Consider the following 14,164-nt stretch of genomic DNA (forward strand, 5'->3'; position numbering starts at 1 on the left):
GGTGGAGCTGCCGGGAATCGAACCCGGATAGCGGGCCTGGTCATGGACACAAGCCGCCGCCCACCTGCGGAAATACATGCCGGGCGATCACTCGACATCACACGGTCTCACGGGTGATTGTGCCCAGAATGTGCCCACGCAGCCGTCGTTCCCAGGTTGGGAACGACGGCCTAGCGTGGTGCGTCAATAGAGACATGCACCCGGATCCGGACCTGTCGCAGGTCGGCCTGGACTTGCGGATATTCGACGACGACCCGGCGAACGAGATCGTGCGCGCGATCTCAGCCCGCTGGGATTGGGATTCGCGCCGCCCTGCTCGCCTCCGGCGCGCGTGGGAGCAGGGGCGCCGGCACGGTTAGATCTCGTCCGGCGGCGGCAGTAACGGGTACGGCCGGGTGCGGTTCTGATCCTCAATTCGGGCACGGCACTCTGGGCACATCATGGACAGGTAGCCGTCCCCAACCGGCCGCTCGCCGCAAATCTGACACATCCGCTGTTCGTCCGCCATGGCCAGATCATAGAACCGGACCGCGTAGTATCCGCACATGAGTTCGAGCGGGCAGCGCGTCTGGTACCTGCACCCGGACGGTCACGCGATCGACAACGACGAGCTTGTCGAGACTCCGCATGGATGGGTGCAGCCGCGGCCGATGTTCTGCCCGGGCCCGCCGCGTCACGTGCTGACAGATGGCGAGTTCACCCTCGGATGGACGGCGTGCCGCCGCGAGGGATGCCGCCGCGGCCACCTCCTATATACGTGCGGCCAGTGCGGTGCACGTATGTATCAGCCGGAACTCAGCCCGGGCTGCAGCCCGCTCGCGTTCGACGGGCGGGAAAGCGATGGCATCTGACCACCTACTCGCCGCGGTCCTCGACGTCCTCGCCGAGGTGGAGCCGAACGCAGCATTCGACGCGCGCGACGTACTGCGCGTGGTCAGACCGACGGTCGACCCGGTGCCGGACCTCGGCAACGTCGACGAGGTGCTCGAGATGCTCGCGCTGCCGATGCTGGGCGGCGTGGTGATGGTTGGTGACGGTACGTATCGCGCTGGTGTCGAGGCTGAGACGGTGCTAACGCGACTGCGCCAGCTCGGCGACGCCGTGCGCCAGATGGACGTGGACGAGGTCGACACCCACGGGCTCCCGCTACGAAAACAGCCGGTCACAGTCTCGGCTCACGACTTTCCGGGGCCCTGAGTTCCAGATCCCAGTCCAGTTCCGTGGACCCGGGGTATCGTCAGGAGATTCTGTCCGCTCAACCGAGAGGGTCAGTAGTCATGCCACGAATCGTGAAACTCCAGGCCGAGAACTCCGATGGTGAGCATCTCCCGCCGACGTTCTACCTCAAGTTCAGTCAGGAAGAGTTTCCGGCGTTTCTCGCCAGCCCGACGGAAGTCATGAAGGAACTCGGTCACCCTGTAGAGAACCTGAGTGTCTCGGTAAAAGACCACATCTGGGATGCCGGTAACAAGGAATGGGTCAGAAACCAGACCGACGGACACATTGCACGCTTGCCGAAGGTAGTGAAGTGGGAATGGTGGTGCGGTTACTCGGATGAGATGTGCGTATGCGAAAGAGTTATCGTCCCATGAATCGGGTATCCGATACGTCACCGATATCGAGTCGATGGGTGTGATCGGAAGTTACGACGAACGGGCGCATCATCTGATGCGCCCCGGCGGCGTGGTGGCGGCATGTACCGCGCTGGTGTCGAGGCTGAGACCGCGCTCACGCGACTGCGCCAGCTCGGCGACGCCGTGCGCCAGGTGAACGTGGACGAGGTCGACGACCGGTATTGATGTCCGAGCACGCGCGGACGAAAATGCGAGGGTGCCCACCTGTCCGCCTCTTTCGGACGGGTGGGCACCTTTCTCACTGCGACTGGTCAGCTCGCGGCCACATGGCCCAGATGATCACCGCGGCCGGAAGGCCAACTGTGACTGTTAGGCCGATGCACTGCCAGCTCACGACAGGCGGAACTCGCCGCGGCGCACGCCGTCCTCGAATGCCTCCCACTCACCGGGGGTGCAGATGATGGCCGGCCCGGCCGGGTCCGAGTGGCGCAGCGCCACTTCCCCGCTGTCGAGCTCGGCGACGTGCAGGCAGTTCCCGCTCGGGTTGGACGCGGTCGCCTTGCGGAACGGCTTGCGCGTCTTCAACTCGGCCGCGTTGGGGGCGAAGGTGCTCATGATTCTTCTCCTTGATCGGGCGGCGGCTGCCGCCATCGTTCACCGGCCGCGGTTCGGTCGGTGGTCTGTGGCGGTGAGCCCCGCGGACAAGGGCCAGCGGTGGAATGACAAGCGCGGCAGCACGGATTCAACGTCGACCACGCTCAGTAGGGCATTGAGCGCCAGCGCGTCGAGGTGATCCGGGGCCGGGATGATCAGGGTGTCCACGTCGGCCTCTCGGGCGATGTCGACGAGCGGAATGATCGGCACATCCGGCGCCCATTCCAGTTGATAGCCCAGATGTCGTGCGAGCCGCCGCATTTGGGCACGGTCCCAGTCGGGCGCTGAGCTGGCCTCGAAGTCGAGCCAGCCCAGCGCGGTCGGTCGCGGTCGCATCGGCAGCCCCCTGCTCGGTTGGTGACGCACCCGCCACCGGGGACCGAGGTCTGCCCGGTGGCGGGGCGTGTGTCCACCGTGGCGCAGACCCCAGGCGCGAGGTAACAAAGCTTTTGGCACCTTTGCCACACAAGCCGCGCAACAATGAGGCAATGACCGAGGACCGCCGTGGTGTCGGCGCGCGCGTGGCGGAGCGCCGCAAGCTCCAGGGATTGAGTCAGCCGCAGCTGGCCGCGCTGGCGAACATGTCGACCAGCTTGATTCGGCAGGTCGAACAAGGCAGGGTGCCAGCCTCAAATTCGTTCTTGGCGGCGGTGGCGAAGGCTCTGCGCTGCACCCGCAACGATCTCACTGGGCAGCCATACCCGCCTGCGGATGGCCGGGATACGCAGGCCTATGGTGCGATTCGCGCGATCCGTTGCGAGCTGGCCGCCTATGACCTGGATCCGGCCGAGATGGTTACCGCGGTCCGCCCGTTGCCGGAGTTGGAGCGGGAGGTCGCGGCGGTCTGCCGGGGCCGACGCAATGCCTCGTTCCATCGGCTCGGTGAGCAGCTGCCGCTGCTGCTGCCCGAGTTGCGTGCCGCGGTGCACCGCAATGCCGGTGACGATCGCGCGGCGGCGTTCGTGATGCTGTGCGAGCTGTACTACTCATCGCACAGCCTGGCGCACAAGTTGGGGTTCGCGGATCTGGCGACGTTGGCTGTCGAGCGGATGGCTTGGGCGGCTAGCGAATCCGGCGACCCGGTGTGGATTGCTGCCGGACAATTCCAGCGCGCCGCGATCCTCACCAGCGGCGGCGACTGGAATGCGGCGTTGCGCTATTTGGAGACGTGCCGGGGCGATATCGAGTCGCGGCTGAGCGCAGGGCATCGAAGCGACCTGATCGCGTGGGGTGGCCTGCACCTGCAATCAGGGCTGGCTGCTGCCCGGTCTGGTCGGCGCGACCTTGCGGACACGCATCTGGCGGAGGCGCGGGAGACAGCCGCCCGGATCGGTGGCGACCGGCGCGACCTGGTGCTGAGCTTCGGCGCAACGAATGTGGGTATCTGGTCTGTCGCGCTTGCCGTGGAGGGCCTCGACGCCGCGGGCGCGTTGGATCGCGCGGCGGGGCTGATGATCCCGGCTGGTACGCCGAAGGAGCGCGTCGGTATGCACTGGATCGATGTGTCGAGGGCGTACCTGCTGCACGGGAACAAGTCCCGGGCGCTCGACGCGCTGCTGACGGCGCGGACAGCGGCGCCAGCGCAGACGCGCTATAACCCGATGGTTCATGAGACTGTGCGGGCGCTGGCGCGCGCGGAGTCACGGCGCACGGACACCGTGAGCGGATTCGCGTCGTGGTGCGGCATCACCCACGCCTTGTAGCCGTCAGGCAGGCAGGCCCTTCGAGACTGCCGGCGTGAGGAACTCGACGCGGAAGCTGTCGACGAACTTCTCACGCTCGGCGAGGAACTGAAGCGTGTGCTCCTGCTGCTCGTGTACGTCGAACGCATCACGTGACGCGTACACCTCATAGAAGACCCGAGCGAGCGGCTCCCCCTCCACGGCGTGTGTGGCGTACACCAGGGTGCCGGGCTCCCGGTCGCGGATGTGCTGGACGGTCTCAGCGACCAGGGCATCGAAGCCGTCAACCGCTCCGGCATCGGCGAAGTTGAAGCGGACGACGAGAGCGAACATGGTGGTGCCCCTTCCAGTTACGACCCGATGGCGGACCGCGATGGTGCCATCCACCGTAATCCCTCTGGTGGCTGACAATTCGTGCAATTCCCATGTTCGGCGATAGTCGCCCGGTTGTCTGGTCGGTAGCCTCACGGCAACGCGCACCCGAGGGGATCAGATGAGAACTGCCGCACTTCCGTTCGCTGCCACGGCCGCCGCTCTGCTGCTCGCCGGGTGCGGAACCGCCGAAGACCAGACCAGCGCCGCGCCTGGCTCGACGACTGCGCCAGCAGCCGCCACGACGTCCGTCCGGCCTACGGCTACAGTTCCGGCCTACGAGGTCAAAGAGAGCGGCCAGCAGTTCACGGCGCTGGTTCGCACGGACGACACCGCAGAACTCAGCGCCGCGTTCCGGGAGATCGCGCGCAAGGTCCTCGACGGCACCTATCGGGATGGCGGCTATACCGTCAGGTTCGACTGTGCAATCGACTATGACCCGGCGAAGTCGGTGAACCGCCTCGGCACTGGAAAGATCGCCCGTGGCACCCTCGGTGCCGCGCAGACCGGGCTGAGGGCAGGCCAGTACACGATTGACTTCAACACTGGCCGGACGTGCCGCGAGGGCGCACCCACAACGACGTTCGATCCCGCACGCCAACTGGACCATGATTACGCGGTCGAGTTGTGCCTCAAACGGATCGAAGAGAAGTACGTCGCCGACCAGCGCCCTGTAACCCTGTCAGGCGTCAACGTCACCGAGGCGGACGGAAAATGGACAGTGACTGCGGTAGCCCAAGGCGCGCCGAAGCCCGGCATGGGATCCACGGCCGCGGTTGACGTCTCATGTGTGTCGCAGCCGAACCCGCTACGCACCGAACTGACGAAGTTCACAGTGCGATAGCCGTCCTCGAACACCGAACATGTGTCTGGCGGATCTGGCACGCCGCGAATCCGAGACGCGCGACGAGCAGTGACAGTGAAGGCCCCCAACGCTGTTCGGCCCTGGAGGCTTCGTCATGCACGGCACGGTTTGCCCAGAGTGTGCGCAAGGCTACCCGTGCCACGTCTGTGACCTTTCGTGCCAGGTTTCTGTCCGGTTGCTGACATGAGGCGTGGGTAGCGGGAAGGATCGGCGCGACGCTCCCAGCTGGTTCATCGCGGCGTGGCAGTGCCGCGGGGGGAGGTCACTCGAAACCATGCGAGACGAAAGACATTGAGTATGAATAATATTGCGCGAGCCGCAGTGCTGGGTGGAGTCGTTGCGGCGGCGGTTGGTCTCGGGGCGGGCCCGGCGAATGCGGGAGAGTCGCCAACGATCATCGGCCGCAAGGCATGCGAGGACGTCGCGAAGATGTACCGGGACATGGGATACACCGCGCGCTGCTACAACATTCATGGCGAGCGGTACTACGTGCAGTTCGACAAGCCGCGACCGGGCACGCTGCCGTCCACTGGCAGCTTCGGATCCAGCTAGGCGGAGGCGACATGGTGAACGATCCTGGGAACATCGTTCCGGGCTCCGACTTCGGTACCGGTAATCCTTTCGACCGCCCGCAGGCGCCGAAGGCCGAGACCATCAACACCGGTCAGCTGGTGGTGAACGGGCAGCCGGTCAGGTTGCCTCCACACATCCAGCCGGTCTATGTCGTGCAGGTGCCCCGCGACCAGATCGCGACAGCAGTCATGCGCGGCGTCATCTACGCAGTCGTCATGCTGGCACTGATCGGTTTCGCGATCGCGCTCTTGATCGGCGTGGTCGCCAACCTGTGAGCATCGAGGAGTGCTGACTCCTCAAACACCGAAAACGTCCAGGGTGTCCGGCTGTTGGCCGGGCACCTTGGACGCGTTGTATGGGTTTCACAGTTGTATGTGCGCTCTCAGCGTGCGGGCCAGCACGCCGACGCCCTGCGTACTTGGGTGCGTGGCGTCCGAGCAGCAGAGCGACGCGTCGATCGCCGATGCCGACGAGGTGCGCATCGCGACGTCCGAGTCGACCACTCCAGCGATACCGCCCGGCAACGTGCTGAGCCAGTTGTTCACGCCAGTCCGAACCCCCTCGGTGGTAGAGAACGATCTCGGCGCGATGTTCACCACGTAGATCGGTTTGCCCGCACCGATGATCGTCTGCGTGTTGCCGATGATCGTGAGCAGGTCCGCCTGGATCTGCGCCAGCGTTCGGCCCGCGTTCACGTCATTCGAGCCGAGCCCGATGATCGCGCCGCCCCAGGAACCCTGCGACGTGTCCAGCCGGGACCACAGCGCGTGCGAGGTGTTCGCCCAGGTCTGCGCCGAGATCGTCGCAATCGCGTGATTCTGGACGAGCACCGGAGAACCCAGCTCCCACTGCTGCGGGTAGCTGGCGCGGTACAGCGAGGTAGCGTTCGCCCCTGCCTGTCGGTCGCCGGTGATCCCTTCCATGATCGAATCCCCGATGCACAGCCACGCCGAGCGCCGGGACGTCGACTCGTATTCGATCACCCAGTCGATCGGGATGTACTGCTGCGGGGTCGTCGCGGCCGAGCCCGCGATCGTGGGGTCCACTCCCCCAGTCGCATTCGACCAGTACCACGCGCGGCCCGTGCCGGTCTGCATCGTGATCGAGCTGCCAGCAGTCCAGGCGACCGCGACCAGATGCTCAACGCCGGCGTCGAACTGATCGGCGGCGGCGGTCACCCACGCACTCGTGTACCAGCTCCCATCACTGGGGATGGTGAAGTCGGATCCGACGATGGTGCTTGCGGCATTGCCAACGAAGTTCCCCGTTTCCGGGACCGCGGCCGAGACCGACCGGGCGTGATCGCCGTGCAAGATCTTCTTGCCAGTGAGCGTGGTCTTCGCGGCCTGGTTGAACACGTCGTAATTCCGCAGCCGGATCCGCCAACGCGTCGAGGCGACAGGCAATTTCACGATGACCCGGAAGCTGGCCGCCGCGGTGGACACCGTGACCGCGAGGCCGCCCAGCCCGCCGTTGGTGTAGCTCAGGGTGCGGGTTACCGCCGCGCCCTGGATCGCATCCTGCGCTTCGGCCAGAGACGCGGCGCCAGAAGCGGAGCGGGCGGCCGCCTGGGTGGCGGCGGTGAGCAGGGCTCGGCCGATCGTGGTCGAGTCGGAGATATCGGCGGCCGGATGGGTGTGTGCCGAGGGCGTGAACGTGGACGGCTTGCCGGTGATGCCCGACCAATCGGTTGTCCCCGCCGGACCGGTCGCGCCTGTGGCGCCCTGAATTCCCTGAATTCCTTGGTCGCCCTTCGGGCCTTGGGCGCCGGTGGCGCCGGTGGCTCCTTGGATACCTTGAGCGCCGGTGTTTCCCGTGTCGCCCTTCGGTCCTTGGGGGCCGGTCGCGCCGGTATCACCTTGGGGTCCCTGGATACCTTGCGCCCCTTGCTGTCCGGTGTTGCCGGTGTCGCCCTTCGGTCCTTGCGGACCGGTCGGGCCCTGAGCTCCTTGCACGGGGGTGCCCGCTGATTCGGCAGGCCATGCGCCGGCGGTGCGCCGGTACAGCTTGCCGCCCGCGAGCCACACCGCGCCGTCGGGTGCGGACGTGGGGAGCTCGGCATAGGTGGAGACCTGGCCGTCGATCTCCAGCCCATCGCCGGGGTCGCCCTTGGCTCCGGTCGCACCAGTGTTTCCCGTGTCGCCCTTGGGTCCGGGGACCGTGGACGCGGGCCCGGTCGCGCCTTGCGGTCCGGTCGGGCCGGTCGGGCCGGCGGGTCCGGGGACGGCCAGGATGATGCCGCTCGGGCGCGGCGTGGTCTCGATGATCTCCCCGCCAGGGGAGGAGCCGCTGAGGATCATTCGCCTTGCCTCGCAATCCGGCCCAAGGCCAACGGTCGACCGCCGGCGGCTTCGCCTTGCGGGAGGAACACCAGCTGCCAGAGGGTTCCCTCGTCGATCAGGTCGGAGGCGGTCGACTCGACTTTCAAGTTCGCCTCCGACCCGGTAATCGTGAATGTCCACAGCGTCAGCGTGGGCACGGTCGCGAGCTCGAAGTACAGCGAGCCGGCCGGGAAGTTGACCGGGTTCCGGTTGAGGTCGAGATGCTGCCAGTAGTACTCAAAGTCGCGGCCGCGGGTGAGTACCAGCGTGTCGGATGGAAGCTTGTCGCCAATGATGGCCACGGGCGGTGGTCCTTTCCGTGTGGCGGGGAATGGGGGCGGCAGGTCTCGTCTATGAGCGGGTGAGGATTCGCACGTCGTTCCACGAGGCCGAGTTGCTGCTCGACGCGCGCTCGACGCGCAGGCCTGCCCATGAATTCGTGGTGGTTACGGTGTGGTTCACGTCCGCCATCAGCACGATGGCGCCGTTGAGTTCGATCCATGCCGCTTGCCCGGTGACCGCGAATGCGAGTGTTGCGCCGTCGGGGACTGCGATCTCATCGGTGTTCTCGAAGTCGGAGAACGTCGGGGCTTCCAGGCCGCCTGTGAAGTGGGCGAGATAGAGATGTCCCGAGAAGATGTTCGCCGCAAGCCCTTCGCTGCCAGTGGCGTTGGTGCGCAGGATCAGCGACGAGTCGGCCTGGCTAGACGGTGGCAGGTCGCCGCCGATCGTTCCTTCGATCCGCTGCACGCCATTAGTGACGCCGGTGTCGCGGATCAATCCGCGGCTGCCCGCGGTTGTGCCGGTCGTTGACCAGGTGTTGTTGACGATGGCGGCGTCGGTGCCGAGCTGTGTCCACCCATTGCCGGGCGGGCCGTTGACCCTGTTGAAGTTGTCGGCGTAGACCTCGGACCATGGTGCGACACTTTGGAAGTCGCTGACCTGGTCGAATAGAACGAAGTTCCGTTGCATGGACCAGGCGGTGCACTGGTTCAGGAAGTTCATCGCGCGTTTGCCGGGCCCGGACGCGTAGCCGCTTGGCAGCCATTGCTGGATGAGGAACACGCCATTGATGTACGCGCGGACGAGGCGGTCGCGGTCGACGAGAACGGTGAACCTGCACCACGTCCGATTCATCAGCCCCGAGAGCTCGCCAGTCTCGGCGAGAGTCTCGATGGTGTTGAGGTCGTGATAGACCATTACTTTCAGGGTGTTGCCGACCTGTCCGACGTTGCGGTGAATCGCGACCATCGGCCGATTGGCGAGGTCGGTGAACGCGACCGATGTCCACGTCGGCGAGATGCATGCGGCGAAGAACTGCTGCTGAATCAGGATCGCGCCATCGATGTTGAGGTCCATCTCGCAGCCCCAGTTCGATGTGAACGGCTGCTGCTCGTAGCTGACACCGCCGAGTTGCATGGGCGTTGAGAGGCCATCGGCGATGCTGAGAATGTTGTTCTCCAGCCACACGTTGCGGCCGGTGTTCGTGCGCCGCCAGGGGGGTTGGATGGGGTTCTCGTCCGGTCGTGCGTGCACCGCGTCGAGGTCGCGCCAGCCCGCCCACGCCCGGCCGGTGCGACGCACCAGGAAACTCACGGTGCCGGTGCGCCGTCGTCGACGCCGCCGGTGATGGTGCCGCCGTTGTCCGCCAGCCAGGTTCGCAGCTTGAGCAGCACGCGACGGTTGCCGAACAGGCCGAGCGGGTCCGCGGGATCGACCAGCGCGCGAAGGCCTTCGGGGTCGCTGTTGAATCTCGCGATTGCCGCGTCGACCATGGCGATCGCGTCCGCGGCCGGCGTCATATCGAACAGCCCCTCAAGGGATTCGACGCCGAACGCTGCCGACCACAAGGCCGCCCGGTACGGCTGCACGGTGACCGATGAGTGATAGGTGTCAGCGGTGGCGATGCATTCGAATGCGAGCACTTCCATTGCCTCTCAGATGAATACGCCAGCAACGGCGACTTGCAGAACAGTTGGGGGAACCGTCCCGGATATCGCCGTGACGTACGGCCAGAACCGTTCCTTGTCCAGCACCGATACGCCGAGCGCGGTGAAGTTGCGGCGCGTGACGTTGGGGCCGAGGGTGCCGGTATGGATGGTGGTGTAGCTGGTCCCGGCCGGGTTCCACTTGCGGGTTTCGATCGTGATGCCGTTGGGCTGATTGAGTAGTCCGATGTGGATGTCGGTCAGGATCGCGGTGCGCCCGTCCTGCACGTTGAGAACGGGCCCGAGCAGCAACTCGTTCACGCCGAGCAGTACCTCGGCGCTGGCGACGAGGAACTCGATCGACCAGAAACTCGCTGTGTTGTAGGCGATGTCCGCTTTCTCCACCGCGTTCGCGGCATCGTTGGCGGCGGCTTGCGACGTCGTGACCGCTTGGTCCGCCGCGCCCTGCGCCAGCTCGATCGGGTGCCGGACTTCCGAGCCGACCGCATTCTGCGTGCGGGTGTACGCGGCGATGGTTCCGGCCTTGAGCTGCTGCTTGGTGGTCTCTGCGTTCAGGTCGGAGGAGAACGCGCCGCCCACGACGAGCGCGTTCTCGGGGGGTGGAATGCCCGGGGTGGTCACTGACTAGACCTCCTCGCGCAGCCGTTCGGGGATCTCGGGTGTCTGCGGGGCGGGCGTGCCGAGGCGGTGCGCGTGGGTGAGCTCGGCGATGTGGGCCATCAGGATGCGGATGAATTTGACGGCTTCGCGGAACAGGCCCTTGCTTTCGGCGAGTTCGCCCTCGACCTTGTCCACGCGTGCTTGCAGCTCGGCGACCTTCTTGACCTGCCACGTAGTGACCGCGCCGATGAGGGTGGTCACGATTGCGCCGATGGCGGTTATCTGGTCCGTCGTCATTGGTCGCCTGCTCGCGGCTCAGCGGCCAGCCACGGGGCCCACTCGGAGAGCGCGGCATTGACCGCGGGCACGGACATGATTCGGGTGATCGCGCCCGAGATCGCCAGCGCGGTGCCGATACCGGCGGCCGTGGTCGGCAGGCCGGACGAGGCGACGATCACGGGCATCATCGGGGCAAGGCCGACGACGAGCTGAAACACGGTGCGCGTCGTGGCGCGCCATGGATAGCGGACCTGGCTGGCTGTCTCGGGTGCGCTGTGCTGCCCCATCACTGCGCGGCCTTGATCGCCGCGGCGATCTTCGCGGGCAGCTCGTCGAGTGTGCGCTGCAGCGCGGCGAGCTGGGTGGGTACGTCGACGCTGGCCTCGTGTTCGCGGCCGTCGATGTTGAGGACGAATCCGGCGAGGGTGTCGACGGGCTTGTCGTCGTGGCGGTACTTGGACCGGGACGGGTAGCGCTGAGTCAGTTCGCGGTGGACGTCGGCGAGTTGCTTCGCCTGCTCGGGAGTCATGTCGTCGGTCTCCTCATTCGGGGTAGTAGTGGTGCGGTTGGCCTTGGCCAGCAGGACATCCCAGGGAAAGTCCGGGCCGGGGTCGGTGTGGTCGGTGGCATGCCAGGCGTCGACGGTGTCGGCGTGCCCGCCGACGCCGGACCGACCCGCACGCATCTCGGCGCCGGAGAGTTTCACCAGCGGGATGCCGTAGCGGTCGGACCAGTCGCGCAGCACGCGGGCCGCGGCGTCGAACTGCGCCGGGGCGTCGAGCCATTCGGCGCGCGTCTGCTCGGAGTAGCCGAGGAAACACAGGTGCAGGCCGATCTCGTTCGCGGGCGAGCCGGCCGACCAGGGAACGTAGTTGTCGTCATTGGATCGGCCGATCCGTCCGTCCGCGCCGACGACCAGGTTGTAGCTGACCTCGCGGGCGGGGTCAGCCATGTAGCGCAGCAGACCCTCGACGCTGCCCATCTCCGGACCCTGGTTGGTGTGGATCACGATGAGGCGGCAGGCGCGTGGATCGCGGGTGCCAGAGTCGCTGGGCGACAGGATCGTCACGTCGGCGTCGAGCTGATTCCCCATGGGCTTTCCTCCTGGTGCGGGTGGGGTCGGTGCGGGTGAGGGCGCGCCGGACAGCCACACGAGCGGGTTGAGGTCGCGGCCGCCGAATCGGCCGGGCGGTCCCCAGATTTCGAAATGCAGGTGCGGCCCGGTCGAGCCGCCTTCGCTGCCCACGTCGGCGATGTGTTGGCCGGCGGTCACGCGGTCGCCGAACCGCACCCGGAACGAGGCGGGCGGCATGTGTCCGTACACGCTGTCGACGCCGTGCTCGTCCTGGTGGTCGATCACCAGCCAGGATCCGAACCCGTTGGGGTCGTCGTTGATTCCGCAGTGCGCGACCCATCCGTCGGCGACCGCGTAGATCGGTGTGCCGTAGTCCGCGGGGAAGTCCTGGCCGCGGTGGTCGGGGCGGCCGGGTGTGCGGTAGCCGTCGCCGGTGCGGTAGGTGCCGGTGCGCAGCGGCATCACCTTGCCGCTCATGACCGGCCGCCGCTGTGGCGCTTGAGGATTCCGTTGCGTGCCTTGCCGTGCCGCTCGGCGTAGATCACGCGCGCGTGCTCGACCTCGTCGTCGAGGCCGCGCAGGTAGGCGTTGACCTCGGTGACCGAATGCGCGCTCGGGTCGAGGCGCGGCGGGGTGTCGATCGCGTCGACCTCGGCCGCGCGCGGCTGCTCCGGTTCAGGCTCGTCGATCTTGTAGCCCAGGAACCGGTACCGCTCGAGCTGTGCATCCCGTTCGCGGGTGGTCATCTGCACGGGATCCTGGATCACGACCGGCGGAGCCTCGGGTGTATCGAGGGGAACCCATTGCGCCGAACCGTTCAGGGTTGTCTGCTCACCGCGGTACGGGCGGATGAACTTCTTCGTCGCGAGCGCCGGATCCATGGGCGGGCAGCCGGCCTCGGTGAGGTGACGGGAGATCGCGCGGGCGATCGGTTCGACGAAGATCATCGGCTGTCCGGTGCCCGCGCCGGCGAGGTCGAGCGGGATGCACTGCAGCGCAGGTAGGAACCGCTCCTCGGGGTTGTCGGGGTCGATGTCCTCGAGCCGCCATATCTTGCTCACAGCATGCCCAGTTCTCGCGCGATGGCCGCGACCTCTTGAATCATTTCGAGTCCCTTCACGATCGGGTCCTCCTCATCGCGGTGACCGACGGTGAGGTCGAAAATCGGTGTCGTCTTGCGGTCCCACGAGATCGTGATCTCGGTGATCCGGTCGACGTAGATGACGCCGGGCACGCCCCAGTCCTTGACCGTGGTCCCGATGCGCGTGCCCAGGTACGCGTTGCCGTGGCCGTACTGGCCGATGCGCAAACCCTCGTACCCGTCGACCACCTTGAGTTGGTGGGTCGACTGCTCCCTCGTTCGCCACCAGCCAGCCCTGAGCGCGAGCAGCGCTGAGATGGTGTACGCGCGATCGCTTCCCTCACAGAGGGTTTCGTGCAGGTGACTCCAGCCCAGGCGGCCAGCACGGACAGGGTCGTGCTGCTTCATGTACGCGAACAGGGTGTCGGTATAGAGCGGCTTGAGGATCGCGTCGATCGCGCCGCCGACCGGCGGGACGAACAGGGCCGCGGCCACAAGATCACCCGCCATGTTCACGGCCGCCGAGATCGCCTCATTCACGCCGTAAGCGGAGTGACCCCCGACCACGAACCCGACGTCGGTGGCGGGCTTCCATTTGAAGCTGGACGTCTTGATGCCGGTGCGGTCGCCGTCACGCAGAACGATGCCGGGTGCCCGGGCGATGGTGCCGCGGTAGCCGGGCTCGCTGTACTCCGGCGGGAACGTCGGGTCGGGAATCGTCTCCTCGCCGGAGTTGAATCCGTTGCCGCCGATGATGGTGCGGGCCCGGTCGAGGCCGTTGAAAACGTCTCCGCCGAACGATGTTTCGATGTCCCAGGACGAGGAGTCGACCAGGTCCCACACCAGCGTGCCGTGCCGCAAGGTTGCCCCGGGCCACGGTGGCGGATCCCCATCGAGGTATCGGCGTGGCAGCCACGTGATTTGCGCGTCCGCGCTGATGCGCTTCTGCACGTCGTACATGTACTTGAACCGGCTGTGCACGATCGCGAACTGCGAGTGATCGTCCTCGATCGCAGTGGGTTTGACGACCTGCTGCCAATTCGACTGATCGAGACCCGTCCAGCCCGAGCCGTTCATCGGGTCGGCCGGCAGCTCCCACGGGAGGCCAGACTGCAGACGGAACAAGTTCAGGAAGAGGG

Annotated in this window: 19 protein-coding genes; 6 read left to right on the forward strand and 13 right to left on the reverse strand. The window is 66.4% G+C overall.

Going from position 1 to position 14,164, the window contains the following annotated elements; genetic code table 11:
• Window positions 1-545 precede the first annotated feature (545 nt).
• From ABZ412_RS34065 to ABZ412_RS34075, 3 genes are all read left to right on the forward strand, one after another.
• Window positions 546-851 carry a hypothetical protein gene (locus ABZ412_RS34065; protein WP_357288871.1) on the forward strand — a complete coding sequence of 102 codons (306 nt, stop codon included), beginning with the start codon at window positions 546-548 and terminating at the stop codon, window positions 849-851.
• Window positions 841-1,197 carry a hypothetical protein gene (locus ABZ412_RS34070; protein WP_357288874.1) on the forward strand — a complete coding sequence of 119 codons (357 nt, stop codon included), beginning with the start codon at window positions 841-843 and terminating at the stop codon, window positions 1,195-1,197. The genes ABZ412_RS34065 and ABZ412_RS34070 overlap by 11 nt, the downstream gene beginning before the upstream one ends.
• A gap of 80 nt (window positions 1,198-1,277) precedes the next feature.
• A complete protein-coding gene (locus ABZ412_RS34075; protein WP_357288877.1) occupies window positions 1,278-1,592 on the forward strand; it encodes a hypothetical protein in 315 nt (104 codons plus the stop codon).
• A 372-nt stretch (window positions 1,593-1,964) separates the two neighbouring features.
• Here ABZ412_RS34075 and ABZ412_RS34080 read toward each other — a convergent pair whose 3' ends face one another.
• Together ABZ412_RS34080 and ABZ412_RS34085 are read right to left on the reverse strand one after the other, a co-directional pair.
• Complete coding sequence (locus ABZ412_RS34080; RefSeq protein ID WP_357288880.1) at window positions 1,965-2,189, reverse strand: DUF397 domain-containing protein; 225 nt, start codon at window positions 2,187-2,189, stop codon at window positions 1,965-1,967.
• A gap of 39 nt (window positions 2,190-2,228) precedes the next feature.
• A complete protein-coding gene (locus tag ABZ412_RS34085) occupies window positions 2,229-2,564 on the reverse strand; it encodes a hypothetical protein (protein WP_357288883.1) in 336 nt (111 codons plus the stop codon).
• A gap of 152 nt (window positions 2,565-2,716) precedes the next feature.
• On the opposite strand from ABZ412_RS34085, the gene ABZ412_RS34090 reads away from it, so the two are divergent.
• Entirely contained in the window at window positions 2,717-3,931 is a 1,215-nt protein-coding gene (locus tag ABZ412_RS34090; protein WP_357288885.1) for a helix-turn-helix transcriptional regulator, read from the forward strand.
• A 3-nt stretch (window positions 3,932-3,934) separates the two neighbouring features.
• On the opposite strand, the gene ABZ412_RS34095 is transcribed toward ABZ412_RS34090, so the two are convergent.
• Window positions 3,935-4,243, reverse strand: coding sequence for an antibiotic biosynthesis monooxygenase (locus ABZ412_RS34095; RefSeq protein ID WP_357288888.1), 309 nt, complete (start codon window positions 4,241-4,243; stop codon window positions 3,935-3,937).
• A 160-nt stretch (window positions 4,244-4,403) separates the two neighbouring features.
• Here ABZ412_RS34095 and ABZ412_RS34100 point away from each other — a divergent pair, with 160 nt between their 5' ends.
• Entirely contained in the window at window positions 4,404-5,126 is a 723-nt protein-coding gene (locus ABZ412_RS34100; RefSeq protein ID WP_357288891.1) for a hypothetical protein, read from the forward strand.
• Window positions 5,127-5,710: 584 nt separating this feature from the next.
• The gene (locus ABZ412_RS34105; protein ID WP_357288893.1) at window positions 5,711-5,995 is read left to right on the forward strand and encodes a hypothetical protein; all 285 of its coding nucleotides are present in this window, start codon (window positions 5,711-5,713) and stop codon (window positions 5,993-5,995) included.
• 87 nt (window positions 5,996-6,082) lie between these two features.
• Here the strand turns inward: ABZ412_RS34105 and ABZ412_RS34110 are convergent, their stop codons facing one another.
• Genes ABZ412_RS34110 through ABZ412_RS34155 form a run of 10 tightly spaced genes read right to left on the reverse strand, consistent with a single transcriptional unit; the run spans window position 6,083 to window position 14,150 of the window.
• Complete coding sequence (locus ABZ412_RS34110) at window positions 6,083-8,020, reverse strand: GDSL-type esterase/lipase family protein (RefSeq protein ID WP_357288896.1); 1,938 nt, start codon at window positions 8,018-8,020, stop codon at window positions 6,083-6,085.
• Entirely contained in the window at window positions 8,017-8,343 is a 327-nt protein-coding gene (locus ABZ412_RS34115) for a hypothetical protein (protein ID WP_357288898.1), read from the reverse strand. The genes ABZ412_RS34110 and ABZ412_RS34115 overlap by 4 nt, the downstream gene beginning before the upstream one ends.
• Window positions 8,344-8,392: 49 nt before the next feature.
• Complete coding sequence (locus ABZ412_RS34120) at window positions 8,393-9,637, reverse strand: hypothetical protein (protein ID WP_357288901.1); 1,245 nt, start codon at window positions 9,635-9,637, stop codon at window positions 8,393-8,395.
• Complete coding sequence (locus tag ABZ412_RS34125) at window positions 9,634-9,972, reverse strand: hypothetical protein (RefSeq protein WP_357288904.1); 339 nt, start codon at window positions 9,970-9,972, stop codon at window positions 9,634-9,636. The genes ABZ412_RS34120 and ABZ412_RS34125 overlap by 4 nt, the downstream gene beginning before the upstream one ends.
• 6 nt (window positions 9,973-9,978) lie before the next feature.
• Entirely contained in the window at window positions 9,979-10,611 is a 633-nt protein-coding gene (locus ABZ412_RS34130) for a hypothetical protein (RefSeq protein WP_357288907.1), read from the reverse strand.
• A 3-nt stretch (window positions 10,612-10,614) separates the two neighbouring features.
• Window positions 10,615-10,887, reverse strand: a complete 273-nt coding sequence (locus tag ABZ412_RS34135) for a hypothetical protein (protein ID WP_357288910.1) — start codon at window positions 10,885-10,887, stop codon at window positions 10,615-10,617.
• Entirely contained in the window at window positions 10,884-11,156 is a 273-nt protein-coding gene (locus ABZ412_RS34140; RefSeq protein WP_357288913.1) for a hypothetical protein, read from the reverse strand. The genes ABZ412_RS34135 and ABZ412_RS34140 overlap by 4 nt, the downstream gene beginning before the upstream one ends.
• Complete coding sequence (locus ABZ412_RS34145; RefSeq protein WP_357288915.1) at window positions 11,156-12,421, reverse strand: peptidoglycan DD-metalloendopeptidase family protein; 1,266 nt, start codon at window positions 12,419-12,421, stop codon at window positions 11,156-11,158. The genes ABZ412_RS34140 and ABZ412_RS34145 overlap by 1 nt, the downstream gene beginning before the upstream one ends.
• Window positions 12,418-13,005, reverse strand: coding sequence for a DUF2744 domain-containing protein (locus tag ABZ412_RS34150; protein WP_357288918.1), 588 nt, complete (start codon window positions 13,003-13,005; stop codon window positions 12,418-12,420). The genes ABZ412_RS34145 and ABZ412_RS34150 overlap by 4 nt, the downstream gene beginning before the upstream one ends.
• Window positions 13,002-14,150: a hypothetical protein gene (locus tag ABZ412_RS34155; protein ID WP_357288920.1), complete on the reverse strand. Its 1,149-nt coding sequence runs from the start codon at window positions 14,148-14,150 to the stop codon at window positions 13,002-13,004. Before ABZ412_RS34155 ends, ABZ412_RS34150 begins: the two co-directional genes overlap by 4 nt.
• Between the last annotated feature and the right edge of the window lie 14 nt (window positions 14,151-14,164).

Source organism: Nocardia sp. NPDC005746, assembly GCF_040630785.1.
Classification (GTDB): Bacteria; Actinomycetota; Actinomycetes; order Mycobacteriales; family Mycobacteriaceae; genus Nocardia.